At 36.2% G+C, this 25,240-nt stretch carries 18 protein-coding genes and 1 pseudogene; 8 read left to right on the top strand and 11 right to left on the bottom strand.

What is annotated here, in order from left to right:
• Positions 1-6 precede the first annotated feature (6 nt).
• Positions 7-972, top strand: a complete 966-nt coding sequence (locus SO785_RS07850) for a Gfo/Idh/MocA family protein (RefSeq protein ID WP_003548798.1) — start codon at positions 7-9, stop codon at positions 970-972.
• 89 nt (positions 973-1,061) lie between these two features.
• Here the strand turns inward: SO785_RS07850 and SO785_RS07855 are convergent, their stop codons facing one another.
• The 3 genes from SO785_RS07855 to acmB all read right to left on the bottom strand — a co-directional run bounded on the left by SO785_RS07855 (position 1,062) and on the right by acmB (position 5,363).
• Positions 1,062-2,897: a monovalent cation:proton antiporter family protein gene (locus tag SO785_RS07855; RefSeq protein ID WP_011254067.1), complete on the bottom strand. Its 1,836-nt coding sequence runs from the start codon at positions 2,895-2,897 to the stop codon at positions 1,062-1,064.
• Between the two features lie 123 nt (positions 2,898-3,020).
• On the bottom strand, positions 3,021-4,115 hold the full coding sequence (locus SO785_RS07860; RefSeq protein WP_003548796.1) for an SLAP domain-containing protein: 1,095 nt from the start codon (positions 4,113-4,115) through the stop codon (positions 3,021-3,023).
• Between the two features lie 18 nt (positions 4,116-4,133).
• Entirely contained in the window at positions 4,134-5,363 is a 1,230-nt protein-coding gene (gene acmB / locus SO785_RS07865; protein WP_003548795.1) for a beta-N-acetylglucosaminidase AcmB, read from the bottom strand.
• A 362-nt stretch (positions 5,364-5,725) separates the two neighbouring features.
• On the opposite strand from acmB, the gene SO785_RS07870 reads away from it, so the two are divergent.
• The 4 genes from SO785_RS07870 (at position 5,726) to SO785_RS07885 (ending at position 9,993) form a co-directional block, all read left to right on the top strand.
• Complete coding sequence (locus tag SO785_RS07870; RefSeq protein WP_025079780.1) at positions 5,726-7,096, top strand: SLAP domain-containing protein; 1,371 nt, start codon at positions 5,726-5,728, stop codon at positions 7,094-7,096.
• 167 nt (positions 7,097-7,263) lie between these two features.
• On the top strand, positions 7,264-8,301 hold the full coding sequence (gene xrtG, locus SO785_RS07875) for an exosortase family protein XrtG (RefSeq protein ID WP_021721263.1): 1,038 nt from the start codon (positions 7,264-7,266) through the stop codon (positions 8,299-8,301).
• Positions 8,301-9,662 carry a TIGR03111 family XrtG-associated glycosyltransferase gene (locus SO785_RS07880; protein WP_003548791.1) on the top strand — a complete coding sequence of 454 codons (1,362 nt, stop codon included), beginning with the start codon at positions 8,301-8,303 and terminating at the stop codon, positions 9,660-9,662. Before xrtG ends, SO785_RS07880 begins: the two co-directional genes overlap by 1 nt.
• Positions 9,628-9,993, top strand: coding sequence for a 6-carboxytetrahydropterin synthase (locus tag SO785_RS07885; RefSeq protein WP_003548789.1), 366 nt, complete (start codon positions 9,628-9,630; stop codon positions 9,991-9,993). The genes SO785_RS07880 and SO785_RS07885 overlap by 35 nt, the downstream gene beginning before the upstream one ends.
• Before the next feature lie 74 nt (positions 9,994-10,067).
• Here the strand turns inward: SO785_RS07885 and slpA are convergent, their stop codons facing one another.
• Complete coding sequence (gene slpA, locus SO785_RS07890) at positions 10,068-11,402, bottom strand: pore-forming S-layer protein SlpA (RefSeq protein ID WP_011254065.1); 1,335 nt, start codon at positions 11,400-11,402, stop codon at positions 10,068-10,070.
• A gap of 643 nt (positions 11,403-12,045) precedes the next feature.
• Here slpA and SO785_RS07895 point away from each other — a divergent pair.
• The 3 genes and pseudogenes from SO785_RS07895 to SO785_RS07905 all read left to right on the top strand — a co-directional run bounded on the left by SO785_RS07895 (position 12,046) and on the right by SO785_RS07905 (position 15,537).
• Positions 12,046-12,495, top strand: coding sequence for a hypothetical protein (locus SO785_RS07895; protein ID WP_003548787.1), 450 nt, complete (start codon positions 12,046-12,048; stop codon positions 12,493-12,495).
• A 102-nt stretch (positions 12,496-12,597) separates the two neighbouring features.
• Entirely contained in the window at positions 12,598-13,032 is a 435-nt protein-coding gene (locus SO785_RS07900; protein WP_003548785.1) for a hypothetical protein, read from the top strand.
• Between the two features lie 487 nt (positions 13,033-13,519).
• A pseudogene (locus SO785_RS07905) lies at positions 13,520-15,537 on the top strand (KUP/HAK/KT family potassium transporter).
• Positions 15,538-15,715: 178 nt separating this feature from the next.
• Here the strand turns inward: SO785_RS07905 and SO785_RS07910 are convergent.
• From SO785_RS07910 to SO785_RS07940, 7 genes are all read right to left on the bottom strand, one after another.
• The gene (locus tag SO785_RS07910) at positions 15,716-17,668 is read right to left on the bottom strand and encodes a M13 family metallopeptidase (protein ID WP_021874010.1); all 1,953 of its coding nucleotides are present in this window, start codon (positions 17,666-17,668) and stop codon (positions 15,716-15,718) included.
• 73 nt (positions 17,669-17,741) lie between these two features.
• Positions 17,742-18,959 carry an MDR family MFS transporter gene (locus SO785_RS07915; RefSeq protein ID WP_003548780.1) on the bottom strand — a complete coding sequence of 406 codons (1,218 nt, stop codon included), beginning with the start codon at positions 18,957-18,959 and terminating at the stop codon, positions 17,742-17,744.
• Positions 18,960-19,065: 106 nt separating this feature from the next.
• Positions 19,066-20,277, bottom strand: a complete 1,212-nt coding sequence (locus SO785_RS07920) for a DUF438 domain-containing protein (protein WP_003548779.1) — start codon at positions 20,275-20,277, stop codon at positions 19,066-19,068.
• Positions 20,277-20,840: an iron-sulfur cluster assembly protein gene (locus SO785_RS07925; protein ID WP_011254062.1), complete on the bottom strand. Its 564-nt coding sequence runs from the start codon at positions 20,838-20,840 to the stop codon at positions 20,277-20,279. Before SO785_RS07925 ends, SO785_RS07920 begins: the two co-directional genes overlap by 1 nt.
• A gap of 56 nt (positions 20,841-20,896) precedes the next feature.
• Entirely contained in the window at positions 20,897-21,610 is a 714-nt protein-coding gene (gene nrdG / locus SO785_RS07930) for an anaerobic ribonucleoside-triphosphate reductase activating protein (protein ID WP_003548777.1), read from the bottom strand.
• A complete protein-coding gene (gene nrdD, locus SO785_RS07935) occupies positions 21,594-23,789 on the bottom strand; it encodes an anaerobic ribonucleoside-triphosphate reductase (protein WP_011254061.1) in 2,196 nt (731 codons plus the stop codon). Before nrdD ends, nrdG begins: the two co-directional genes overlap by 17 nt.
• Before the next feature lie 178 nt (positions 23,790-23,967).
• A complete protein-coding gene (locus tag SO785_RS07940) occupies positions 23,968-25,236 on the bottom strand; it encodes a carboxylate--amine ligase (protein WP_003548775.1) in 1,269 nt (422 codons plus the stop codon).
• Between the last annotated feature and the right edge of the window lie 4 nt (positions 25,237-25,240).

Here is a 25,240-nt window from a genome sequence, read left to right on the forward strand (position 1 = left end):
CATATTATGAAATTAGGAATTATCGGTAGTGGTAAAATTGTCCACGATTTTTTAACAGCAATTGATCAAATTAATAATTTGGATGTAGTGGCAATCTCCTCAACTAAACGTAGTGAAAATATTGCCCAGGAATTAGCTAAGAAATATTCGATTAACAAGACTTACACTGACAACGACGAATTGATGTCAGATCCTGACGTAGATACTGTTTATGTAGCTGTACCTAATTTTCTTCATTACCAGGTGGCTAAAGCTGCACTAGAACATGGCAAAAATGTAATCTGTGAAAAGCCATTCGTTGATAGTACTAACGAAGCCAAAAAATTGAAGCAATTAGCTGATGAAAAGAATTTGATCATCGTTGAAGCAATTACCAACATATACTTAGAAAACTTCAAGAGAATTCAAAGAGAAATTGAAAATATTGCTCCAATTCATATTGTTAGCTTAAACTACACTCAATATTCAAGTCGCTATGATGACTTCCTTAAAGGAAAAATCGCACCAGTATTTGATCCTGCCAAAGATGGTGGTACATTAATGGACTTGAATATTTATAATATTCACTTAGTTAGCGCATTATTCGGCTTGCCAGATAAAGTTAAATACTATGCTAATATGCAAAAAGGCGTTGATACTTCAGGTATTTTGCACTTGTCTTACCCTGATAAACAAGCTGCGCTTATCGCCGCTAAAGATAGTTATGTAACTCCTAGATCATTTATTGAAGGTGAAAAAGGTAGTATTTATATCGATGGCTCAACTGGTGAGCTTAATAATTTCACTATTGAAATGCGTGATCAAAAACCTAAGCGTTATAACTTGAATAAATACTCACATCGCATGGCCAGTGAGTTCAACGCTTTTGTTGAAATGATTGATAATCACGATAAGGTTAAGGCTGATGAAGCATTCGTGAATACTTTAGAATCCATGCAAATTTTAACTACAGCTAAGAATTCCGAAGAATAATTTATCTAAATTGAAAAGGCACAATGTCAGTGATTATTGACATCGTGCCTTTTTTATATCAAAAAAGACGGTTAATAACCGTCTTTAACTTATTCATGACTAAGCAAATCACGTACGTGATCAGCTACTTTAAATTCACCTGAGAAGACCAAAATATCTCCTGGCTCAATTACAGTCCAACCATGTGGAATTAACCACTCATCTCCACGACGAATTCGGCTGACAGTAATCTTATCAATGAAATCAAGATCTGCCAAAGGTTTACCAGTATAATGAGTATTCTCAACTTTAACTGAGTACAATACATTCTTAGTATCAGTGATAATTTTGTAAACTGTTGGTGTCTCAATAAGTGCACGCATCAACGCAGCACGGACATTGGTAAAGTTGAAGATTTCAATATTCTTCTGTCTAAATTCATCAACCGTGTTACTATTAACTTGCCCTAACCGCGCAATCACCCGCTCTACGCCAACTTCTTGCGCCATTCTAGCTAACTTAATATTAACCTCATCGATATGAGTCGAGGCTACGAAGATGTCACAGTCGAATACGCCATCTTTTTCCAGCGTCTTCTGGTTAAGATCTGATAAAAATGTCAAATTCTCTACTCGACTATCATAAGTCTCATAGCGATCCTGATCGCCAGTGAACATCTTTACCGAGTACCAATTATCATGCAAGTCATGAGCAACTGGTACAGTCATTGCATTGGCACCCACAATCGAAACAGTCTTCTTAATCTTATCTTCTGGTAATAAAACAAAATTAGAATTAAAGACAATCGGACTCAAGATACATACGATTACTGCTGCCAAAATAAATGCATCTGATTGTGTTGAAGTAATCGCATGCAATTTTCTAGCAACTTGCAAGGTTGGTAAAACAATCGTAATCGTAGTTGCTGTTAAGAATCCACCGGCAAATGCATTACGCTTTTGGAAATAACGCATATAGGTCAATACAACTGGCAATTTGGCAATTAATAAGAAAATCACCAATACCGGTAATAACATTAATGATGAAGGTTTTCCAAAGAGTGAGCGTAAGTTAAGCCCCACACCAGTCATAATGAAAAAGATTGGAATAAAAAATCCATAACCGATTGAAGTCAACTTATCCTTAGTTGCCTCACTTGGTTCTAGTAGCTTCATAACCATTCCGGCTAAGAAGGCACCCAAAATGTTTTCTGCACCAACAGTTTGAGCAACAGTAACTAATGCGAAAATTAAGAAAAATGCTAAACGAATATCTAGCTGTGTCGTCGCCTTAGTTACGTTTGCAAACCAGACATACGGCTGCTTGAAACGGCGTAATAAGAAAATCGCAGCCAAAAACAGCAGGATAATCAACCATAATTGTTCAGCGTTACCACCATTGATTGATGCATAAATCGTTAAAAGAAGAAGTGGAATAACTTCCCCAAGTACAGCCGTCAATAAAACAGTCTGACCAATTGGACGATTCAAAATATCCTTTTCCTTTAAAGTGGCAATTACTACACCTAAGGCAACGGTCATTAAAATAATTGCAGCAAGCATTACTTCACTGAATAATCCCATTGCTCTCAGAGCAAAGGCCAAAACTACAGCCATCACCATAATTCCACCGAAAGCAGTAACTGCAATCTTTATTGGATTTACAGTTTTACCTGCATGAGATTTACTTTTTGAACTATCTTTTCGTTGTAAAATATCAAAGTCAATTTCCATCCCTGACAAAAACATAAGTAAAGTTACACCAAGGTTGGATAAAAAAGTTAGATCATGTGTTGAAATAATTAAATTAAATCCACTTGAGCCCATGATAATGCCGACAATGATTTCGGCAACTGCGGTTGGAACAGTGCTAATCTGAAAACGCGCCATGAATATTGGTATTACTAATGCCAATAAGACGACAAGAAATAGCGATAATTGTGCCATTATTTTCCCCTTTTCTTTCATTCAACATAAAAATTATACAAAAAAATAGGTATAATGCCTACTTTAGATGAATTACTTCCGAAACAAAAAACGTTACTTCAATTCTGAAGTAACGTTTATCTATTATTCTATATCACTTGCCAAAATAAATTGTGTGGCGTTAAGTGCATAGTACTTTTGGCCTTTAATTGTGACACGACTACCATAAGTTAATACTCGGCTCCCCTTCTTGACTTTGTTTTCCGGTTCGATTCGCCCAGTATTAGTTCGTAAGTAAGTATTTTTCTTAACTACTCTATCTGTAGCGTCAATGTTAGAGGCAACTACATATTGATTCTTACCAATTTGGTAGTACTTCTTATTATTCATAGCCTTGTAACCCATGACAACAACAGGACCACCAGCCTTCTTAAGTTTCTTGGTGTTCTTGCCTTTAGCATCATAAATATAAGCATCATGACCTAAAGTTACTGCACCTTGAATTGCTTCGACATCTTTCTTACTCTTAGCTGGATCCTTTTCCTTAGCATCAGTATCCTTAGCTTGCAAATCATAGTAATACTGAATCAAGTCAAAGAATTGATCCATACTGTAGCCCCACTTTTCGAAGTAACCATCAGGATCAACGTGATCGGTTCCTCCAAGATAAGTACTTACGGCATGGTGTGACCAAATCGTTCCTTCACCATCATCACAAGCATTATCAGGCTTGAGATCATAGCGATGAAGCAACTTAGCTACATAAATCGCATCATTGTTAATTGATTTAATAAAAGCATCACGAGTGTTCTCTTCACAAAGCTCAATCTGAATGAAACGATCGTTAGCATTAGGTCCAGCGCCCCAAGTACCCATCTCAGGTGATCTCATCTGGATGACATGGTCATCATCAACAAAGGCATGAACATAAGCCTTTACTTTAGGCCATTCACGATTAAAATAAATTGCTTCATCGTGGGCTGTTGCACCAGGATCATCAGTTTCGTGAATTACAATTCCTTCCGGTTTACCAGTTTTATATTCAACACCTGGGAATTTATTATACTTAATCCCTTCAAGCTTGAGCATCTTATATAAATAGGTAACACCGCTATATTGATATTTTTTAGCTTGTACATTAATTGAGTCGGCTTGAACAATGTTAACGCCTGTATTTGTCGCAACACCTGTTAAACTTATTGCCGCAATTAAGGTTATTAACTTCTTCCTTAACTTCACATCCGGCCCCCGTTCTAGCTACATGAAGTTAGCTTTTTTAATGTATTGGCGAATACCGATTCTGTAATACTTCTTACCGTTAATAGTAACTGCTGCACCGTAGGTAGCAACTTGTTCGTTCTTCTTGCGCTTCAAACTGTTATCGCGATTGCCGTATTGGTTATAGACGTAAGAATTACGCTTTAAGAATTTAAGCGTACCGTCAATGTTGCCGGCTGCAATGTATTCATTCTCGCCTACACGGTAGTAAGTCTTACCCTTAATAGTCTTTGTGCCATAGGTACTGATCATCTTAACATCTTCTTCTTCGTTAAGCTTGAACATCTTACCCTTAATCTTTGTACCCTTGTTATCGTAAACGTAGGCATTGTGCATTAAGGTCTTGTCTACCTTAGTTGCGCCCTTAGGTGCTTGAGTGATTGGTTCGCTACTCTTAGAATTACCCTTACCAAGTGAAGTACCGTTAATCCAGCCTTTACCTTCAAGGTACATACGAGTTGAACCGTCATTATAGGTAATAGTCTTAGTTGCAACAACCCTCTCGCCCTTCTTAACAGTTCCAACAGGGCTAGCTACTGAGTGGTCAGTTGGCCAATTATAAACTGAGCCTGACTTAGATACGGTGTAAACCTTAGCAGTTTTCGAAACAATTGGATCATATTGGTTCAAATTATGATCGGTAATTCTTGAGTTAAGTGAACTGTCATACTTACTATCAGTGGCGTAAGTACCAGTTAAAGACTTCGTTGCATCAGCATAAGTATTGGCATTTTCAAGCCAAGTTCCCTTATAGCGAAGCGGTTGCCAAGACACACCTTCACGAAGTTTCTTGCCATTATCTTCAAATGATTCTTCAAATGAGTTATATTTTCTAAATTTAGCTACAATATAGTAACTCTTACCGTTGGTGCCTTCTTCTCTAGTCTTAGCAGAATAAGTCTCACCTGGCCAGCTATCATCAGCCTTCATACCAAAAAGGTTGTTAGCTTCAGTTGCAAGGGCTGATTGTCCCCAGCCAGATTCTAAGATGGCTTGTGCAATCATAACTGATGGATAAGTTCCGTATTTCTTAGCGGCTTTAACTGCTTGCTTGGCAGCCTTGTTCAAAAAAGCAGCTTGTTCATCAGTGGTGGCAGCAGAAACCTTTTGGCTATGAGCGGTAGTCATCATTACATTATTCACTACTGGGGTAGCTACTGTTGTCAGCATAGCTGCACTAGCAATGCTGGTCAAAAGTCTCTTCTTCATATAATGTCCTCCTAATTATAACGACACCTTTATTTTATCCATCAAGCATTCGTCAAACAAGCCATTCATACCATTTGTAGAGAAAAAGTAATATAAGTTACAATTTTTACATCTAACCACGTTTATTTTAAATTTTGAAAATTTGCACAATATAACCCCCCACCTCCCACCCAAGACAATTAATAGGACGCGCTTCAGGCGTGTTGCCTGTACGCATGCTGATTCTTCAGCAAGACTACTACCTCATGAGAGTTATAGACTCATGGATCTTGCTTTGAAGGGTTTTGTACATTATAGGCTCCTATCACATGCTGAACCTATGGCCTATTACATTTTTTATATTTCAAGGAGGAAAAGACCACATGAAGAAAAATTTAAGAATCGTTAGCGCTGCTGCTGCTTTACTTGCTGTTGCTCCAGTTGCTGCTTCTGCTGTATCTACTGTTAACGCTGCCGCTGTTAATGCTATTGCTGTTGGCGGTTCAGCTACCCCATTACCAAACAACTCAGATGTACAAATTAGTTCATCAGTTGCTGGTGTAACTACTAAGAATGGCTCAAGCTACACTAACGGTAGAATTTCTGGTTCTATCAACGCTTCTTACAACGGTACAAGCTATTCAGCAAACTTTAGTTCATCAAATGCAGGTGTTGTTGTTTCAACTCCAGGCCATACTGAACTTAGTGGTGAACAAATTAACGGTCTTGAACCAGGTAGTGCTGTAACTGTTACTTTAAGAGATGGTGTTTCATTTAACTTTGGTTCAACTAATGCTAACAAGACTATTACTTTAGCATTTCCAAAGAACGTATCAGCTGCTGGTTTAGCTGATGCTAACAAGGTTTCAGCTACTTCAGAAACTTCAGTTGATGCAGGCAAGACTATCCAAGTTAAGACTGACAAGAACGGTGTTGTAAGCTTCGGTTCAGCACAAGTTCTTAACGTTAAGGTTGTTGAAACTAGCGACGTTAGAGCTGTTTCATTCTACGACATCCAAACTGGTAAGACTGTAGAAAACGGTACTCTTTCAATCGTTGCTGGTTCTAACGCACGTGCTAACGTACAAGAAATCGTTAACGCATTTAACGCTAAGTACCAAGCTTCTCAATTGAACAACGCTAACAGCAATGCTAACGTTCGTTTGACTGACAACAACGCTCAAGCTGTTGCTACTATGTTAAGAGCTCAAAACATTGATGTTGATGCACAAGGTTACTTCACTGCACCAGCTTCATTGAGCTTAACTTTCCACGCAGAATCAACTCAAAACAATGAAACTGCACAATTACCAGTAACTGTTTCAGTAACTAACGGTAAGGAAGTTACTCCTTCAACTGTAGACAGCGTAAGCAAGAGAATTATGCACAATGCATACTACTACGACAAGGACGCTAAGCGTGTTGGTACTGACAGCGTTAAGCGTTACAACTCAGTAAGCGTATTGCCAAACACTACTACTATCAACGGTAAGGCTTACTACCAAGTAGTTGAAAACGGCAAGGCAGTTGACAAGTACATCAACGCTGCAAACATCGATGGTACTAAGCGTACTTTGAAGCACAACGCTTACGTTTACGCATCATCAAAGAAACGTGCTAACAAGGTTGTATTGAAGAAGGGTGAAGTTGTAACTACTTACGGTGCTTCATACACATTCAAGAACGGCCAAAAGTACTACAAGATCGGTGACAACACTGACAAGACTTACGTTAAGGTTGCAAACTTTAGATAATAAGTCGTAGCACTAACGCTAACAAAAAAGGCGAGACTTCGGTCTCGCTTTTCTTTTGGGTAAAAATATTTATAAGTATAGTTCATGAAATTACATTTACAAATATTAATGAAAAAACAATTCAATTATTTATAGCATTTTTTCTATGTTTTTTAACATTATTCTCCTTGAAATCAACGCAAACAGTTTCAGCAATAAGCGAAACAAGCGAAACTATACCTTCAAAACAATATAAAAATTTAAATTTAGTATTTAAAACTACACCTAAAGATCTAAACATCATTGTTAGAACGAAGAAAAAAGAAAATCTTAAATTTCAGTTGACTGCAGGCTCACGTAAATATATAGTAAACGCTCAGCTTGATAAATATAGTTTTAAGAAAAAAACTAAACATCAGGTAGATGTAAAAATTACATCAACTGAGTTCAAAAGAAAATCCACTTTGTACAAAGGTGAATTTTTCAAAACTAAATCCAAAAATAAAAAATATGTGTATATTTTTTTGTTAAGTGTTCCCCTTAAAAGCTTAGATTCTAATTTATCACAATCTGCAATTATGCAAATAGAACCAATTATTTCACAATCTAGGAAAGCAAGTATAACTAATATAGGATTGAGCACCTTTCCTATCATACCTGTACTAATTTGCTTATTAATAATGGCTTGGATTTATGTATTATCTGTTTTAAAAAGAGCAAAAATATTTGGTCTTTACTTCTGGGTGGCTAGTATCAGTACGTTCGTAATATTGACTTTTTTATTCCATCAACAGTTGTCTTATTGGATGTCTGTATGTATTTCCTGGGTTATGTCTGTTATCGGCAATACTACACATTTATTTACAACACTTGTGGATCAAAATTTAATGTATTTATCCAGTCAACATAATCTGGTTCAGATTAGTATCGATTATGAATGTTCAGGAATGTTAGAATTCCTGGTATTTGAATGCTTGTTAATCTTTTATCCTATTTTTTCACCGTTAGAAAAAATCTTACGCACAATTGAAGGTTTTTTATGGATAACGGGAGCTAATATTCTGCGAATTATGTTAGTTGTTTTAAGCGTGAAATATATTAGTACGGATAGTATTTCTGTTACTAACTTAGTTGTTAGTCGTATTATCTTTTATATGCTGACTATCATTTTGTATTACAACGTGTTTACTAAAAGTCAGATTATCAGAGGTTGGAGGAATAGATAATGTATATTGCTAACTTGATTATTCAACTTGGTTTCTGGATATCTTGGCTTTTAGTGCCTATTATTTACGAATTTATTCCAGCTGTCGTAGGATTTTTTAGTCTACTAATGGCTAAACGACACTTGAAGAATATTAAACCTTTAAAAGAGTATCCTTATATTACTCTGATTATTCCAGTGTATAATTCTGCTGATACTTTATTTAATTGTATTAAGTCTATTAAAGATTCAAGCTATCCAGAACACTTGATTAAAATTATTATTGCAGATAATCAAAGTACGGATGAAAGTTATCAAGTATATTTACATGCAAGAAATATTTTCCCTGATCTTTATATGAACTGGATTAATACTGATCAAGGAAAAGCTAAAGCTCTGAATGCAGCAATTTATAAATCAATTGGAAAATATGTAATTCATATTGATAGTGATGGTATTTTGCAACATGATGCTTTGAAAAATATGGTTACAGACTTTGAAAACGATCCTTCAATTGATGCGTTGACTGGAACCATTCTTACTAGAAAAGATTTGATCAAAAAAACAAAGAATCGATTTTTAAAGTTTGTTAGAGAAAATGAATATCTAGAATATAGTCAGTCTTTTTTAGCAGGTCGAGCAGTAGAATCACAAGATAATCATTTATTCACGATGTCAGGGGCTTTTTCAGCGTTTAGACGTGATAAGTTATTGCATACCAATTTGTACAACATTGAAACCGTGGGTGAGGACATTGATATGACTTTCCAAATTAGATATCAATTACATGGTAAAGTAATTCTTTGCCCCCAAGCAATTTTCTATGTTTATCCCTTGGATAATTTGAATAAGCTATATACTCAACGTCAACGCTGGCAGCGCGGGGAGTTAGAGACTCTTCACATGTTCTTCGAAAGTAGATCAATTGGAATATCTAATATTTTCAGTAATTTTATTGTTAGACGATTAATCATGGATCATACAATACTATTATTGAGAGTAATTTGGATGTTTGCATATTTATTCCTTATCCCTTTAGGATATTCAGTTAAGGTTATAGGCTTGTCATTTGTATTACTGTATTTCTTATATATTCTGATCTCTGCATTAAATTTTATTAATATTCAGTCATTCTTAAAGAACTTTAAGTCAGACCGACGGTACTATTTATCGAAGTTTTACATTATTTTTTCACTCCCAATTTATTACTTTGTATGCAGTTTTATTCAAGTAATTGGGATTATCAATGCAATGACTACACCGGCTGAATGGACTACCAGAAATATGACTGGCGAAGTTAAGGCTTTCAATAATATAGTAAAACGAGATTTCACGAGGATTTTTCACTATGGTAAAAATAAAGAAGAATTACAAGATCACTAGTTTTTTAAACGCTTCATTTACTATAAATTACAAACGAGAAACTGACCATAAACGGGCGAATACATTTGAAATAGTATGCTTTATTTCTACGAATGAGAAATTTATTCCTTTTAGTGATTTTGAAAATGCGATTGAGAAAGTAATCAAACCACTGAGTAATAAGTATTTAAATGATTTACCACAGTTTGAGTCTAAATTCTTTTCAACGGAGATGTTATCAGAATATTTAGCTACTGAAATCAGTAAAGAATTGAAGATAATTAAGAGTAAATTGCATAGAATCGAAGTATCAGAAGATCCTATTAGAACTGTATGTTTAGAAGTGAAATAAAAATTTAAAACACAAAAAAAGACAGAGCTTTCGCTCTGCCTTTTTCATTTTGTTAGCGTTAGTGCTACGACTTATTATCTAAAGTTTGCAACCTTAACGTAAGTCTTGTCAGTGTTGTCACCGATCTTGTAGTACTTTTGGCCGTTCTTGAATGTGTATGAAGCACCGTAAGTAGTTACAACTTCACCCTTCTTCAATACAACCTTGTTAGCACGCTTCTTTGATGATGCGTAAACGTAAGCGTTGTGCTTCAAAGTACGCTTAGTACCATCGATGTTTGCAGCGTTGATGTACTTGTCAACAGCCTTACCGTTTTCAACTACTTGGTAGTAAGTCTTACCGTTGATAGTAGTAGTGTTTGGCAATACGCTTACTGAGTTGTAACGCTTAACGCTGTCAGTACCAACACGCTTAGCGTCCTTGTCGTAGTAGTATGCGTTGTGCATAATTCTCTTGCTTACGCTGGCTACAGTTGGCTCAGCAACATTAGGAACAGTAACAACTACTGGCAAAGTAGCTGACTTACCATTAGTATTTGAAGTTGCTTTAACGTTAACAGTGAAAGTATGAGGTGCTTTGAAGTAACCTACTGAGTTTACATCAATCTTTTGGTCCTTTAAGGCTGCCTTAATAGCATCTTCAGTATTAGCAGTACGAGTATTTAACTTCTTATCTGCGTATTGTGCTGCAAAGTATTTTGAATTAATTGCTGCAACTACGTTTGCAACATTAACTTGACCTTGGTTATCAGCATTAACTGAAACGGCACCGTTAGTTACAGTAGCACCACTAGTTACGTCGTAGAAGTTTACGTTACTGTTATCAGTAGTGTTAATTGCGTATACGTTTGCAATTGAAACATTAGTAAGTGAAGCAACACCGTTTTGGTCTAACTTAACTTTCAAAGTAGAAACATTAGTTTCAGTTTGATTATCACTGTTTGTACCGGTGAATTTTACATTTGAGTTAGCTGAACCAAGGGTAACAGTCTTACCTGCATTTTCTGAACCGAAGTTAAATGAAACATCGTTAACAGTTACAGTGTAAGCCACACCTGCAGCTAATTCAGCAGGTTTAACGGCAGTAGTGCTACCAGCAGCAGTAATAGTGGCATTTTCAGTATCTGCCTTTAAGTTAGCAGTATAAGTCTTACCATTGTAACTTGCTGAAATAGTACCAGTAAGGTTACCGGCAATAGCTGGAGTGTTGTTAGCAGTATTTGCAGCAACTGCAGAAACACTAGGAGTTACATCAACATCGTACTTAGCATTAGTGTTGGTATTGATTGCTGATGAACTTGCGTTAATAGTAGTAGCAGCGCTAACAGTAGATACAGCAGAAGCAGCAACTGGAGCAACAGCAAGTAAAGCAGCAGCAGCAGCGCTAACGATTCTTAAATTTTTCTTCATGTGGTCTTTTCCTCCTTGAAATATAAAAAAATGTAATAGGCCATAGGTTCAGCATGTGATAGGAGCCTATAATGTACAAAACCCTTCAAAGCAAGATCCATGAGTCTATAACTCTCATGAGGTAGTAGTCTTGCTGAAGAATCAGCATGCGTACAGGCAACACGCCTGAAGCACGTCCTATTACTTACCACGATTCATATTGTACTAACCTCTTCAAGAAATAGCAAGTTAAAATGACCGAAAAATACTATTTGTAATATTTCACCTACCGCTTACCCCCACAAGCATTACAAGCACTTTAAAATTGTAAAATGTGCTAAACCTAGCTATAGCAAGAAAAAGACAAGATTAAGTTCTCTATTTATCGCTCGTAATCTTTACTAAATTTTACGAAACTATGACAAAACATATCAAAAAAGTAATATTTTTATTCGATTTTCCTAAAGATTAATCTTATTAGGTTCGCTTTTTCTATTGGCTTTATTTCATCCCCCACAGTTAGTTAGCTCCTTAAAATTACTTAAAGTTGAGCATTTATCAAACAACTTTATCCTCAGATGCCTTAAACTATGTACTGACAATTCAAAACTCATTAGAGTTTTATTCGTCTAAATATTTCCAAATTAGAGGGTGAGTACTTTATATGAAGAAATTAGTCTTTTGGGGTGTAATTGCAGCTATGTTTATTCTAGGTGGAGGTGGCGCTGGCGCTTATATTAGCCACACCAACGCAGTTTCTCACAATAATTCTACCTATAATAAGTCAAACAATAATAATGGTAAGCCAGTTAAGTCTGGCCAATCTGATGACAAAAACAGTAGTAGTAATAAGGAAGATAATCAATCTGATAATTCCAGCTCGGACAAGTCATCAAGTTCCAGCTCATCAGACAAAGATGCTAAAAACGCTAGCTCAAGCAGTGACGACAAGGATAAGAATTCTTCCGACGATCAATCTTCATCAGACAAGTCTCAAGATGATCAATCAAGTGAAGATCAATCAAGTAGCACTTCTACCAGCCACGAGCAATCAACTCAATCTTCTACTGAACAAGAACAATCTAGTTCTGCAGCCTCAACTTCAAATGAATAATTACCTATATGAAGGGTAGTTTAATTTGCTTTTATTTGAAGAAGTCTGTAGAATTATTATTGACTTTGTATCTATTTATTTCTAAATAAAGGGGTAACAACTTTGACTGAAGAAGAAAAGAACGCTCAAGCGCAAGCAGATAAAGAAAACGAAGAAAACGATGAACTTAAAGTCGTTGTTCCAGAAGCTAACAAGGTTACTATGCCAGCTGAAGAAGTCAAGGACCAACCTGACTACTTAAAAGTTTTTGCTAACTTCTACATTTCAGAATTTGATGGAGACAACCTTGAAGTAATCAACCTTTACGATGACAATCACAACATGGTTGATATTAACGGTTATCTTTTGAACAATATTCACTTCCCACGTAAGAAGCTTGTAGATCACGTATTGCAATACCACGACTACAACTTTAAGAACATTCTTAACGTAATTGCTGAAAAGACTGGTGCTAAGCCAGAAGAAATGCTCACTTACGAAGCATGGGAAAAGTGGGATGAAGAACAACGTAGTAACATTCCTTCATCACTTTCATAATATTTTCTTTTTAAAAGAGGCTCGAATCGATGTGATTCGAGCTTTTTTGTTACTTCTTTTTTCACTATTTTGCACAAAAAAAGGTGGTTCAATGACCACCCACAATACGTCTTTCGGTAAGTAATCAGCTCACCTTTGTTGCGCGCCCGCTCAACATACTTTAGTTGCTATTATATTATAGCATCTTTTGAAAAATGGCAAAATAAATATACGCGCTAGCAACATAGCCTAGAGAGTTCCAATCAGACTCTAAGGTGTTCGATATACTGAACACTTTACCCTACTTTCTGTCAGATACATCGAACACCCTACTTTTTCTACCCACTTTTTTTCAAAAACGTTCACTAACATTAAAACATAATTATTTTGCTTGCATTGTATCCGCAAATGGAAGAAAATGGGTGTATCAAGAAAATGTCAACATGGCATTTTCTTTTTTTATATTTTTTATACTAGCTACAATTTATTTTGTGGGAGATTTTTGATAATGAATAATAAGTCCAAACGTATGAGTGCGGCTGGCCTTCTTATCGCCATCGGTATTGTTTATGGTGATATTGGTACTAGTCCACTTTATGTTATGAAGTCAATTGTCGAAGGCAATGGCGGTATCGGAAATGTGAACCGTGAATTCATCATCGGTTCTATTTCTCTGGTTCTTTGGACCGTGACACTGCTTACCACCCTTCAGACCGTGATTATTGCTTTGAAGGCAACTAACCACGGCGAAGGTGGTATTTTTGCCCTATACACACTGGTAAGAAAGCGTGCCAAGTGGCTGGTTCTGCCGGCTTTAATTGGTGGGCCGCTATCCTAGCCGATGGTACATTGACTCCAGCTGTTACTGTTACGACAGCCATTGAAGGGTTAAAAGGATTGCAATTAGGCGGCGGCGTCCCAGTTTCGTCACAAAGCATGGTTATTGCAATTACTGTGCTGATCCTGCTGGTTTTATTCTCCATCCAAAAGATGGGTACCAGCATTATCGGTAAAGCCTTTGGTCCAATTATGTTCGTCTGGTTCACTTTCTTAGGTGTTATTGGCCTAATTAATATGTCAGGCGACTGGTCAATTTTACAAGCTATTAACCCAGTTTATGCAATCAAGTTGCTGTTTAGTCCATATAACAAAGCAGGAATTTTCATCTTAGGATCAATCTTCCTGGCAACTACTGGTGCCGAAGCCTTGTATTCAGACGTAGGACACGTTGGTAAGAAGAACATTATTGGTTCTTGGCCATTCGTATTCGTCTGCTTGTCACTTAACTACTTTGGTCAAGGGGTTTGGATTTTAAACAATCCTACCTACCGTCCAGCTGATGGTGGTGTACTTAACCCATTCTACGAAATGATCCCATCTGATTTCAGATTAGCAGCTATTATCTTAGCTACTATCGCTGCAGTTATTGCTTCACAAGCATTGATTACCGGATCATTTACTTTAGTTGCTGAAGCAAGTGGTTTGAAGTTCTTACCAAGAATGAAGATCGACTACCCATCAACTGAAAAGGGACAAATCTACATCCCTTCTATCAACAAAGGTATCTGTGTTGCTACCATCGCTATTGTTTTGTACTTCCAAACTTCAGCTCACATGGAAGCAGCCTATGGTTTGTCAATTACCATTTCAATGTTGATGACCACCATTCTTCTTTATGAATGGTTAGCAATGAAGAAGGTTAACCCAGTTTGGAACTGGATCTTCCTTATCTTCTTCGGTGTTCTTGACATCATGTTCATGATTTCAAGTTTGACCAAGTTCACCCACGGTGGTTACGTATCATTATTTATCGCTGGCGCAATCGGATTTATCATGTATGTTTGGTACTACGGTAACAAGATTCGTGACAAGCGCGAAGCTAGAAATGCCTATGTTCGTTTAGATGAATATACTGATATGTTGACTAACTTGAGTCACGATGAGAATTATCCAACTTATGCTACTAACTTAGTCTACATGGCTAACGTTAAATACAATAAGTTTATCAAACGTGAAATCTTATACTCCATTTTGGATAAACGTCCAAAAAGAGCTAAGGCTTATTGGTTTGTAACCGTTAACGTCACTAACGAACCATTCACCGCTGAATATGCTGTTAACACTTACGGTACTAAGAACGTAATCAACATTCAGCTTTACTTAGGTTTCAAGAAGCAAACTAGTGTGAATGTCTATATTCGTCAAATTGTGCATGACTTGATTGCTGACGGTACAATTGAGCCTCAACCACAAGAATATACCACCACACCAGGTCGTGACGTTGGGGACTTTTCATTCGTTATCGTCAACGATGTAATCAGTCCACAAACACAACTAATTGGTTATGAAAAATGGTTAGTTGAAGCACGTGTTCGTTTGCAAAACCTATCATCTAACCCTGCCTCATGGTTCGGTTTGGAATACGCAGATACGGTTATCGAACGTGTACCACTTATCTTAGGTAAACCAAATCCATCATATATTAAACGGGTTAAACCTAAGAAATATGTCAAAACTAAAAAATAATTACACATTGAAAAAAGATCGAAACTTTCTTAATTGAAAATTTCGATCTTTTTTAGTACAACAAACTTATTATTCAGACAGCGGTGTAGTAGCAGCATCGTTGTCACCTGTTTATTATAAATATAGAAATGTAAAAAAGCTACTATTTGTATATAAAAGCACTAATAAAGTGTATAAATTACCAAATAACTACACGTTTTTCTGGATCTAACCACATACCATCAGTTTCCTTAACATCAAATACTTCATAGAAGTCTTCTTGACATTGTGATTGAACATTTGCACGTTCTGGACCTGGTGCGTGAACATTAAAAGAAACTTGTGTCTTAATAGATTCAGTAAGTTGCTTGTTAGCCCAAATACGAGCAAAGTTTTCAAACAATTTCTTCAAATCATCGCCTTCGTCCTTAGCTGCCTTAATAGCTGCAGTAAGACCACCTTGGTCGGCAATATTTTCTGAAACGATTTGCTTACCGTTCAAAGTAACAGGGCCGTATTTAATACCATCGAACAAGTCGATTTCTGCTTGAGTACGCTTCTTAAATTCAGCGAAGTCTTCTTCAGTCCACCAATTCTTCATATTACCGAATTCATCGAATTGTGCACCATTGTTATCAAAGGCATGAGAAATTTCATGAGCAATAACAGTACCAATTCCACCAAAGTTTTCAGCACGATCTTGCTTTAAGTCATAAAATGGTGCTTGCAAAATTGCTGCTGGGAAAGTTAAGTCATTTCTTTGTGGATCATAGCAAGCATTTACCAAGTTGGCTGGCATGAGCCATACGCTACGATCAACTGGTTTATGTAACTTTTCAACGTTATATTTAACTTGTTCAATATCAGCTGCTCTTACGTTTGAGTAAAGACTACCGCCTTCACTAGCAGGAGTTATATTGTAGCGATTATAGATTTCTTCAATCTTATCAGGGTAACCAATCTTTAAGATCAATGCACGAAGCTTAACAATAGCCTTTTCCTTAGTTTCTTCAGAAAGCCATGAATTTTCCTTAATACGCTTTTCGTAAACATCAATCATTTGGCGAATCATAGTTAAAACATCTTTTTTAGCTTCTTCACCAAAGTATGTTTGACCATAGTAAACACCGACTACTTCGCTGAATAGACCATTAGCTAAATGATATGCTTGCTTTTCTTGGCTTTGTAATTCCGGTTGGCCTGTCAATGCTTGACTAAATTGGAATGATGCTTCACGGAAATCTTGTGACAAGTAACTTGCAACATTATTAATAAACTTAACGATCATCCAACCCTTAATTTCATCAAAGTTTTCTTCATTCATTAATTCATCAAAGTGTTTCAAGAAACGTGGTTCAGTAACAATAATTCTATCAGGAACTTCACCTAAAGCTTCCTTCAAGAAGTAATCAATCTTGAAGTTCTTAATCTTGCCTTCAAAATCTTCCATTGAAGTTGGATTATACATTGCTGGATAATCTGCCCATTCTTCTGATGATTTAACTACTTCAGAAAGCTTTTTATCAAATTTTAAGGCATCTTCCACGTATTCCTTAGCTTGACCTTCAGAAACGCCAGCCATCTTAAGCAAGTTAATTGATTGCTTCTTCAAAACTTCCAAAAGCTTTCCAGCAGCTTCTGTCTTGTAAGTAGTAGTATCTGGCAAGAATGTTGATGGTCCAATAAATTGAAGAACATTAATCTTAGTATTCTTCATATCAGCATCAATATCTAAACCAAATGGCAATGAAAATGAAGCCTTAAATAAATCAGCAGCCTTCAAGTTGAAATCAGCAAAGTCACTGATACTTTCAAGTAAGAACAAATCAGCTTGAATAGGCTTAGCGCCATCTTCATCACGACGCTTAAAGTCACGAGCAAGCTTATATAGTTCAACTGCCTTCTTCAAGTTCGGTACATCGGCTACTTCTTTTTTGCCATCCGCAAAATCTGCGAAATCCTTCATTAAGCTCTTTTCTACGTTAAGATCAATACTATCAAAACTAGCAATTCTTGAACGATCTGAAGGAATCTTAGCCTTCTCAAGCCAGTCTGAGTTAACAGCTAAATATAAATTATCTTGTGGACGAGTACCAACTTTAGGTTCGAGGATATTACCAGCACCACCACGAACAGTCACTTTATTACTCATTAAGGAAAATCCCCCTTTATTCAAAAATAAAATTAAATCATGTCAATTATATCATTTTATTTTAATTTTCGCTTTATTTGTAGATTTTTAAATCCTTATATAATTTTAGATAAGTTGGGATCATCACAATAATCATCATAGCAATAATAATTGCAGCTACCCAAAAGAACGAAATATAACCAGCTTGATCAATAATTAAACCACCAAATAATGGTCCAAAAGCACGTCCAATCCCAGAAGCCACCATGATTGATCCTTGATATTTACCTTTACTAGTTAGTGGTGACAAGTCATTAACATAAGCAGGAATAGCAGGAAATGCAGTTGATTCACCGAGAGTCAAAATTATCATTGATAAGGCAAAATGAGCAAAATCTTTTGCAAATACTAAAGTAATAAATGATAGTGAAAACATGCAAATCCCGAAGATAATCTGATGGAATAAATTTTTAAAGATATTGGGAAATTTCGCTAAAATTCCCTGCATAACTACAATAATTCCAGCATTCAAAGTCCAAAGAAGACTGTATAAGTGGAACGGAATGCCTAATGAAACCATGTAAACTGATAGGTTTGATTCCCAGTTCATATACATAAGCCAGGTAACACCAAGTATGGCAAAGAAGACCATTGTCATAATAAAGTTGCGCTTGGGCATTGGTTCGATCTTTTGACTCTTACCGCTTTGACCTTTAGCAATTCTTTCCTTATGAAACATAATAATTGGGCGGTAATTAAAGACCGCATTGATAAAGGCAATCACGAATAAAAGTGCCGCAATTACAAATAAGAGTGTGATGGAATAGTCATAAAGGTAACCCACAATCAAAGTACCAGTTACCACACCCAAATTTTGTGAAAAGTATAAAACATTAAAGACGTATCTGCCCGGATGCTTTTTTAAACTAGTGGCAACAGAATTAATCAAAGTACCATTCCAGCCGCCAAGAAAACCTGTCAAAGTTAACCAAATCCAGTATTCTGGCCAGCCATGAAAAGCAGCCATTAGAAATAAAACGCCCGCATCAAGGCCAAGGCCCCAGAGCATTAAAGGATACGGGTCATGCTTATCATAAAGACGACCTGCAATAATTGAGCCGAGAATATTACCGGCACAATTGCAGAATAGAACTACACCGATAAGCGACAAGCTAATGTGCAATTGCTTATTTAAATAAACTGAAGTTAATGGCCAAATAAAACTAGCACCAATCCAAGTAGCTAATTCTCCTACAACTAGCCAGATTAACTTAATTTCATCATTTTGAATTTCTCCATGTGCTTTTTTCATATTACCTTCCTGTATTATCTCTAGTAATTTCCTTATTTTTTCTACTATCCATAGCTTATCAAGAAGTAAACAAAAATAACAGTGCCATTAAACGCACTGTTATTTCTTATTCTTCCGTCTTCTTTTGACCAGATAATTTTTGAATGTCAGTAATGTCTTCTGCTACTTCAAGGCATCCCAGATACTTACCATCCTTATTATGCACTGCATAATAACGCAAATAGAGCATTCTTCCCAGCATCTTAGGCTTGAACCAATATGTAACAACCTTCTTTTCACCAGAATGAAGATCTTGAAAGATTTTTTCAACAATTGGCTTACTCTCAGGTGTATGACAGGAAAAGACTGAATTACCAATTGCATTTTTAGAATGAGGAAAGATCGCTGCTCCTCCCCCAAAATAAGCCACCTTATCATTTTCATCAACAAAAGTTAAAGCAAATGGCAATAAGTCTAAAATTGCTGACAATTGTTCTAGGTTAAGTGCTCCTTCTTTAAAGTTGATGAATAGACTGGAAAGATGATCAACTGACAGCGGACCAGCAGTTTTAGGTTCTTCTTTTGGCTTCCAATTCATTGGTGGATTGATTAAAGTATAACCAATTTGTTTCTCTTCATCTTTAACGTTTCCCCAATCAGCAGGAGAAGCCACCTCGTCAATCATTGGCACCATAATCTCTTCTTCTTTGAAGATCATTTCAAGCACCTCATGACTAACTTCATCAATTATTTTACGCAATTTTGCAGGATCAACATCATTTTCATTTACGACATTATTAGCTTCCTTAATCAGTCGTCTAATCTTGTCATCTACGCCCCACATAACTTGCGGTGGTGCAGTAATTCCATATTTTGTCATCAATGGGAAAAATGATGTTTCTTTTCTAGCATAGTGTTTACCAATCGTAGCCAAATCTGATAAGGCCTGCTTGATTTTAGACAAAGTTTGTTCAGAATGATCCTTTTCCCATTTTTTCAAATTAGGCAAAAGATAGTCATTCACTAAAGACTTAATAACCACATTTTCTTGCTTGAGTGTGTTAACTGGATGGCCAGGCGTAGCAAAATCCGGATTAGCTGCATTTTCTTTAATATTTCCCTTAAAAACATCGGCATGCACGTTACATAAATATTGAATCTTACGCGGATCAAGACCCTGGGCAATTAATTCACGTTCAGCTGCGGTGATTTCAGATACATCTACTTTATCAAAGCTTTCTTGAAACATTTTCTTTGCTTCAGTAAAATCGCCACCATCTTGAATATAATGTAAAATTTTGAGAAGTGCTTGTTGTCTTTCTTTACTTAAATTTGCCATTATTCAACCACCTTATAACCTTTTTCTTCAAAAGCCATTTTGACCTTATTTAGGTCTATCTTCATTGCTTGTGCACCAAGCGGAATCGTCATTACACGCCCTACTGTTTGGAGTAAGCCGGGAATCTTAATTCTAGTAAAGCCACAATCATACATAATTTGCACAAAATCAGGATATTTTTCAGCAAGCTTTTTAATCGGAACTGAAAAATCAATTACCTTTTCATTCTCTTCTTTATCCTCTATTCTTTCTTGCATCCCCAATTGTGCTTTAGCTGCTTGCGTCATCCGATCTGGCGACCACACAGGATACCAGACCAATTGTACTATACAAGTTTTAATTTCTGGAACTGATAGAACTGCTTTTTGAATTTCTTTTTGTAAATAATCAGATAAAGGACAACCGCTGATAGTCAAAGTCATTTGAATAGTTGCCTTATCTCCATCAATATCAATTCCATAAATCAAGCCCAAATTCACAATATCTACTTGTAATTCCGGATCAATCACCTTTTGCAATGCCGTCATGATCTGATCAACTAATTTAATCTTTTCCTCTTTCATAATTTTCCCCATAAAAAAGGGTAATTGTAGTTTTATTTTACAATTACCCTCAATTTTTATCTTTCTAATTTATCCCAAATAACTACTTTATTAGCTTTTAGTGATTTAGGCACATCAATAATTCGTTGATTGCTTGAACCTCTAAATTGCAAAGTTAAATCTTTTTCGGCTTCAAGAAAACGCCCATCAACTAAGATATCAATCTTTGACAACATTTCTTTTTTATCTGGTGTTTCTTTTTGTAGTTCATCCCAAGTATAACCAGACCAAGACCAAATATCCTTACTATGCCCAAATTCTTTTCTAACCCGGTTAATCAATTTTAGACAAACCCAAGTATTTAAAAATGGTTCGCCGCCAAGCAAAGTTAAACCTTGAACGTAAGACTGAGACATATCTTCAATGATTCTGTCTTCAAGCTCCTGAGTATATGGTCGACCATAGTTAAAATTCTGCGCTACTAAGTTGTAGCATCCCGGGCAGTCAAACAAACATCCTGAAACATAAAGACTACATCTTACTCCTTCACCATCAACAAAGTTAAATGGCTTATAATCCGCTATCTTGTGCAAACTATAATCTTCAGTTTTCCATTCTTGTGGCTTAGGATTTTTGGGCATTGCCTTTTGCTTAAGTAGTTTCTTAGCATGATCCACTTGCGGCTTATATTGATTCGAATCCACAAATACCGTATCACCATCAATATTAACCTTGATCAAACTACTTCGAATATCAGGGCCTTCTTGATCATTTTTATCTTTCTTTGGCATTTTCTTCGATTTCCTTTTCCGCTTCTTCGCGAACTAATCCCATACCCATGTGTTTTTCACGGTGAGCAATTTCTTCGTGACGACCATGAACCATTGGTCTCTTCAATGGATTACCAAGATAACCACACGTACGTTTTACACAATCACAAGTCTTAGGATCATGATTCCCACAAACCGGACATTGAAATCCCTTAGCAGTTGCTTTAAATTCACCAGCAAAACCACACTTATAACACTTATCAATTGGTGTGTTAGTGCCAAGATAACCAACCTTATCATATGACCAGTCCCATACAGCCTCAAGAGCAGCAGGATTTTGTTTCAAGTTTGGGTATTCACAATAGTGGATAAAACCACCGGCAGCGTATTTTGGATAATCTTTTTCAAAGTTTAATTTTTCAAATGGAGTTGGGTGCTTACGAACATCATAGTGGAATGAATTAGTATAGTATTCCTTATCCGTAATATCCTTTACTTTACCAAATTTTGCAGTATCAAGACGGCAGAAGCGATCAGTCAAACTTTCACTTGGAGTTGAGTACAAGCTGTAGTGATAGTGGTTAGGATCATCTTTTTCCCATTTAGCACATAAATCATGCATCTTCTTAACAATCTCTACAGTAAAATCATGAGCTTCCCTGTTGTGTTCCCAGTTAGAACCATAAAAGACAGTTCCTACTTCATAAAGACCTATATAGCCAAGAGAAATAGTTGCACGACCGTTCTTAAATAGATCATTAACATTACCATCTTCTGCCAAACGTTTACCAAAAGCACCGTATTGGTAAAGAATTGGTGCATTAACTGGTTTAGCTTCAGTTACACGATGTGCCTTAAATTTTAATGCTTCATGACAAGTTTGCATTCTAACATTGAAGATCTTCCAGAAAAGATCCATATCGCCATGACTTTCCATAGCAATTCTCGGTAAGTTCACGGTAACTACACCTAAGTTCATTCTCCCTGAATTTACTTCTTGACCGTTTTCATCTTTCCAGCCTTGTAAAAATGAACGGCAACCCATTGGACATTTAAATGAACCAGTGATCTTCTTGATCATATCGTAGTTTAATACATCTGGGTACATTCTCTTAGTTGAACATTCAATAGCCAGCTGCTTAACATCATAATTAGGATCGCCAGGGTGCAAATTCAAGCCTTTTTTAATAGTAAATAATAACTTAGGGAAAATAGCGGTTCTGTGTTCCTTACCTAATCCAGCAATTCTAATTCTTAAAATATCTTTCTGAATTTCTTTTTCAATCCATGATGTACCAAGACCGAAACCTAAACTAGTAAATGGAGTTTGACCTTGGCTTGAAAACATAGTGTTAATCTCGTATTCAAGACTTTGCATTGCATCATAAATATCTTTTTTAGTACGCTTCTTAGCAAAAGCCTCTGCCTTTTCTTCATCATCGATTAAGTCTCTAGCATCCTTTAAATGCTTCTCATAATTCTTTTGAGCAAAAGGAGCTAAAACTTGGTCGGCACGGTCAAATGAACAACCTCCATATTGACTAGAAGCTACGTTAGTAATAATTTGAGCTACTTGACTAGTGGCTACACCAATAGAATTAGGACTTTCCATGTAGGCATTACCAATCTTAAAGCCATTAGTAAGCATTTCTTTAAAGTCGATTAAACAGCAATTAGACATAGGTGAAAGAGGTGTGTAGTCTAAGTCATGCCAGTGAATATCGCCGCGAAGATGGGCTTTAGCAATATGTTCCGGCATCATAGTTAAACCTACGGTTTTACCAACTGTACCAGCAGTTAAATCACGCTGTGTGCTGAAGACATCACTATCTTTATTAGCATTTTCATTAACAATCGTTGGATCTTTGTGAACTAATCTTTCCAAACGATTCTTGGTATCAGTTTGACTCAACCACTTTTTTTCATCTGCTTTACGATAAGAAACATATTTCTTAGCAGCTTCAATATAGCCTAATTCGTTTAAACTTACTCTAAATGCATCCGCAACATCTTGTGCTGAGACAATTTTTTCATCAAGTTTATTGACAATTTTACTTAGAATTACAGCCTTAACATCATCTAAGCCAAGTGCGTGAATAACCATTTCTAATTTAAATAATTCAAAAGGATACTTGGCTCCATCACGTTTAACGAATTTAACCGGTGTATCTAATTCTTGATCGACTTCTTGCTTTAACATAAAGACCACTCCTCAAAACTTATGCTTCAATATTACCATAAAGCACAACATCTTGTATTCTATACATATAGAGGCATCTATACCTTGTATAAAGCAAATGACCGGTATTAAAAGCTTTTGAAGCACAAAAAAAGTTTGGAAAGAAATTTTTCCCAAACTTTTTGAAATATTTTTACTATTATTTGTTCTTCTTAAAGTATTGACCCTTATTTACTTCATAGTACTTCTTGTATCTTGCGAAGTAATTATGGAACATATACTTCATCAAAAGCCAACGTTTAAGGCTGCGATCTTTATCATAAAAAACAGTTGTACCATAGCGGCCTTCATGAATTAATTCTTCTGCAGTGTCTTTTGCTTCATTTTCGAATGCATATTCCTTGAAGATTTTAACTGGAACACCCATCCATAAAACATGCTTAGACTTCAATTTATTACCGTAAACTGTCTTTTTGTCACTCAAGTTATCTTCAACATAATCATCAATGTACCACTTAGCTAAGTTGTAACCATTCAAAGTTACGTAAAAACTTGAACGACCTTGACGTAAATTGATTTCGAAGAACTTGTATTGGCCATCACGTTCATCGTACTTGATATCAAAGTTAGCCATACCAGTGTAGTTTAACTTTTCAAGGAATGATTGAACTTGTTCATACAATTTTTCATCGTATGCTGGCAAGATAGTCATGTAGTTACCGATTGATTGTGGAGTTGGATCTTCCAAAAGTGGGTGACCCAAGCACATCATTTTAACTTGGTGATTCTTATCAACATAAGCATTCAAAGTTCTCATGTTTGAATCATCGCCAGGGATAAAGTCTTGTAAAATAAGATCTTCAGTATAACCGTGAGTATAAATTTTAGTTACAATGTCCTCAAATTCGTTTTCATCATGAAGAGTAAAAGTCTTCTTACGGCCTTCAAATTGGCAGTTAAGCCATGAAACTGGGTCTTCTGGTTTAAGTTCTACTGGGAATTGGAAAGGTACATCCTTATATTTTCCTGACTTGTAATCATCCATAGTAATGATCTTAGTCTTAGGATATGGCAAACCATATTCTTCAGCTACTTCATAGAAGCCTTCCTTAGAGATCAATTTTTCAAGCAAGTCATATTCAATGTAAGGTACGATAAATACCTTGCTCAATTCATCCTTATGCTTGGAAAGAAGCTCTGCATAACCATCACCACAAGCAATCAAAATGACTGGTTCCTTGTGATCCTTGTAGATTTCCATCTTCTTGCGCATAACGTCCATAAATGTTGGATCTGCGCTAAAACCATGATGAAGTTCTACATCAACAATTTTGGAATAACGAGTTGCAGCAAGCTGTACATCAGCAAGCGCCTTAACACGAATACCATAGGCTTCATTAAATGAACGAGCCATACCATAAACATTAATATCACTACCAAGTAAAATTGGCGTAAATTCTTTAGTCATTATC

The sequence above is a fragment of the Lactobacillus acidophilus genome (assembly GCF_034298135.1).
In the GTDB taxonomy this organism is placed as follows: domain Bacteria; phylum Bacillota; class Bacilli; order Lactobacillales; family Lactobacillaceae; genus Lactobacillus; species Lactobacillus acidophilus.